Genomic DNA, 3970 nt, shown 5'->3' on the forward strand with positions numbered 1-3970 from the left:
GGCCCCGCCGGCCCCACCGGCCCCGCTGGTCTCGCTGGCTCCGGAGGACCTGCGTGACCTGCTCGGGGTGCCGTTCACCGGCGAGCAGATCGCCGCGGCGACGGCACCGCTGGAGCCCGGCGTGATCGTTGCCGGCGCCGGTTCGGGCAAGACATCGGTGATGGCCGCGCGGGTCGTCTGGCTGGTCGCGACCGGCCAGGTCGCGCCCGGGGACGTGCTCGGGCTCACCTTCACCACTAAAGCCGCGGGCGAGCTGACCGACCGGATCCGCCGGGGCCTGGCAAAGGCCGGCCCGGCCGGCACCGCCGATGATCCTCGGGGCGGCCGTCCCGACCAGCGGGGAGCCGACGCGCTGGCCGCGCCGAGCACGGGCTTCGGGGGCTCCGGAGCTCGGGGCGGCCCTCCTGACCAGCGTGAAGCCGGTGCGCCGGCCGCACCGGGCGCAGGCCACGGCGCGCAGGGCGTCCTTCTCGACCAGCGAGGAGTCGATCTGGTCGCCGGCCAGCGGGAAGGCGGCCCGGCCGGCTACCAGGTGGCCAACGCGTCCCAGCCATCCCCGGGCGGGGACGTCGACGGTGAACCGGTCGTGTCCACCTACCACTCGTTCGCGAAACGGCTGATCACGGACCACGCGCTGCGGCTGGGCATCGAACCGGGGTTCCGGCTGCTCGCCGACGCCACTCGCTTCCAGCTCGCCAGCCGGGTGCTGCGCCAGCACCGCGGGCCGGTCGAGGCGCTGACCCGGCCGATGTCGATGCTCGCAGGCGATCTCGTCGCGCTCGAGGCGGAGCTCAGCGAACACCTCGTCGACCCGGACGCCCTCGCCGCCTTCGAGCTGGAGCGGCTCGCGGAGCTCGAAGCCGCGATCGCCGCCGGCCGCCGTGCCCCGCGGGCCCGTAGCCATGTCGAAGCCCTCGGCCGGATGGCGCTGGCCGCCCGCGCCCGCCGGGAGCTCGCCGCCATGGTGGCGGAGTACCGGGCGGCCAAACAGGAGCTGGAGGTCATCGACTTCGGCGACCTGGTGACCCTCGCCGTCCGGCTGGCGGACAGCGTGCCCGAGGTCGGCGCGCTGGAACGCGCCCGGGCCAGGGTCGTGCTCCTGGACGAATATCAGGACACCTCCGTGGCGCAGCGGCGGATGCTCGCCGGCCTGTTCGGCGGCGGCCACCCGGTGACCGCCGTCGGTGACCCCTGCCAGGCGATCTACGGCTGGCGGGGGGCGTCGGTGGCGAACCTCGACGGCTTCCCGCTGCACTTCCGCCGCCGTGACGGCGAGCCGGCGCGGGTGTACGAGCTGACGGTCAACCAGCGCAGCGGCGGCCGGCTGCTGAGCCTGGCGAACACGGTCGCGGCGGCTCTGCGGGCCCGCCACCGCGTCGCGCGGCTGCGTCCCCGGCCGGACGTCGCCGAGCACGGCACGACGGTGGTGGCGCTGCATCCGACCTGGGCGGGCGAGGTCCGCTGGGTCGCCGCGACGCTGCGGGAGATCGTCGACGCCGGGCGGGCCAGGCCGGGGGAGTGCGCGGTGCTGGTGCGGGCGCGCTCCGACGTGCCCGCGCTGTACGCGGCCCTGCTGGCGGCGGGGCTGCCGGTGGAGGTCGTCGGGCTCGGCGGCCTGCTGAGCCTGCCGGAGGTCGCCGACGTCATCGCGACCCTGGAGGTGCTCGATGACCCCACCGCCAACGCCGCGCTGGTCCGGCTGCTGACCGGCCCACGGATACGGCTGGACCGCCGGGATCTCGCGGCGCTCGGCCGCGCGGCGCGGGCGGCCGTCCGGGCGGGGACGGACCGCGCAGCCTTCCTCGACCGACCGGCGCCCGACCAGCCGGCGTCCGAGCAGTCGGTTTCCGACCAGATGGCCTCCGACCAGCCGGCGCCCGGCCGGCAGGCGCCCCGACAGCCACAGAGCCCCGCCGATCATGACGCCCATGGTGACGGCGCCGGCCGAGGCAGCGGTACCGGCCGAAGCGGCGATGCCGGTTATGGCGACGGGGCTGGTCATGGCGGTCACGGCGGCGCCCACCCAGCAGGCCCGGCCGGCTCGCTCGATCCGCTCGACGAGGCCGTGACCGGGATCGACCCCTGTGACGTGGTCGCGCTCGCCGACGTGCTCGACGACCCCGGCGACGAGGTCTCGCCCGCCGGCCGGGCCCGGCTGCGGATGCTCGCCGGGGAACTGCGCCACCTGCGCGCCCACGTCGACGAGCCGCTGCTGGACGTCATCCACCGGGTTGTCGAGGTCACCGGGCTGGACGTGGAACTGGCCGCGAGCCCCGAGGCGGTCACGGCCCGCCGCCGGGACAACATCGCCGCCTTCATCGACGTCGCGGCGAACTTCGAGGGCCTGGACAACGACGGCTCGGTCCGCGCCTTCCTGGCCTTCCTGCGGGCCGCGCGGGAGCACGAGCGCGGTCTGGACGCGACCAGCCCGTCCGGCGCGGACGCCGTCCAGCTCATGACCGTCCACAAGTCCAAGGGGCTGGAGTGGGAGGTCGTGGCCGTGCCGAACCTCAGCCGCAAGGTCTTCCCCGTCACGACGGTCCGGTCGAAGTGGCCCACGGCGGCCTCCATGCTCCCGACACCGCTGCGCGGGGACGCCGACGACCTGCCGGCGCTGCGCGGCCACGACAAGGCCGCGCTCGCCGGCTTCACCGCGGAGTGCGACGCCTACCTGGAGCGGGAGGAACGCCGTCTCGGCTATGTCGCGTTCACCCGGGCGAAGTCGCTGCTGCTCGGCAGCGGCCACTGGTGGGGGCCGTCGCAGCGCCGGCCCCGCGGGCCGTCGGCGTTCCTCGACGAACTCCACGATCATGCCCGCGCCGGCGGCGGCCGGGTCGCGCTGTGGGCGCCGCCGCCGTCCGAGGGGGAGACGAACCCGCAGCTCGCGGGCATGGATGACCTGGACTGGCCGTTGCCCTACGAGCCGGTCGCCTTCGCCCGCCGGCAGGCCGTCGCGCGGGAGGTCGGCGGGTACCTGGCCGCGCTCACCGCCGGCCGTCCGCTTCCCGACGACGACCACGAGCGGATGACCCCGGCGGAACGGCAGATGCTCACCGAGCTGGACGCCGACGTCGAGCTGCTGCTGGCCGAGGCCCGCCGGGCCCGGCGGGTCGTCCGCGAGGTGGAGCTGCCCCGCGCGCTCACCGCGTCCCAGGTGGTGCGGCTGCGGGCCGACCCGGCGGGGCTGGCCCGTGATCTCGCCCGCCCGATGCCGCGGCAGCCGGTGCCGCAGGCCCGCCGGGGCACGGCGTTCCACTCCTGGGTGGAGGGGATGTTCGAGCAGACCCCGCTGATCGACCTCGACGACCTGCCGGGGGCGGCGGACGAGGGCATCGACGACGCCGATGCCGCGGATGCGGAGGCGCTGCGGGAGGCGTTCCTGGCCAGCCCGTACGGCCGGCGCAGCCCGTTCGCGGTGGAGGCGCCGTTCGAGCTGCTGATCGGCGGCCGGGCGGTCCGGGGCCGCATCGACGCGGTGTACGACCTCGGCGACGGCCGGTGGGAGGTGGTCGACTGGAAGACCGGCCGCCAGCGGGCGGACGCGACACAGCTCGCGGTCTACCGGCTGGCGTGGGCGCGGCTGCGCGGCGTCGCGCTGGACGCGGTGGACGCCGCGTTCCTGTACGTCCGCTCCGGCGAGGTAGTCCGCCCGAACCTGCTCTCCGAGCCCGAACTCGAAGCCCTCCTCACCCCACCATGACCTGGTTTCCACTTTTTGGCCTCAGGAGGACGTCCAGAGCAAACTCAGCGTGGTCACCTCAGACATCTTCGGGGTCTCCGGCCGGGACATGATGGCCGCTCTCGTCTCCAGCGAACGGGACTCGAAGGTCCTCGTGCGGCTGGCCCGGACCCGGCTACGTGGCAAGATCGGCGAGTTGGAAGAGACGTTCACTGGCCGCTTCAGCGATCATTACGCCTTCCTGCTCACCCGAATGCTGGCCCGCATCGACGTAGTAACCACGGACATCAG

The 3970-nt window shown here is 74.9% G+C and carries 1 protein-coding gene and 1 pseudogene; both read left to right on the plus strand.

Annotated elements, in window-relative coordinates; all coding sequences use genetic code 11:
• The first annotated feature begins 25 nt into the window (after positions 1 to 25).
• Positions 26 to 3700 carry an ATP-dependent helicase gene (locus AC5LSR_RS23545; protein ID WP_493469049.1) on the plus strand — a complete coding sequence of 1225 codons (3675 nt, stop codon included), beginning with the start codon at positions 26 to 28 and terminating at the stop codon, positions 3698 to 3700.
• 49 nt (positions 3701 to 3749) lie between these two features.
• Positions 3750 to 3970 (plus strand): annotated as a pseudogene (locus AC5LSR_RS23550) (IS110 family RNA-guided transposase); the annotation flags it as partial.

This window comes from Protofrankia sp. CiP1_Cm_nod4 (assembly GCF_982290645.1).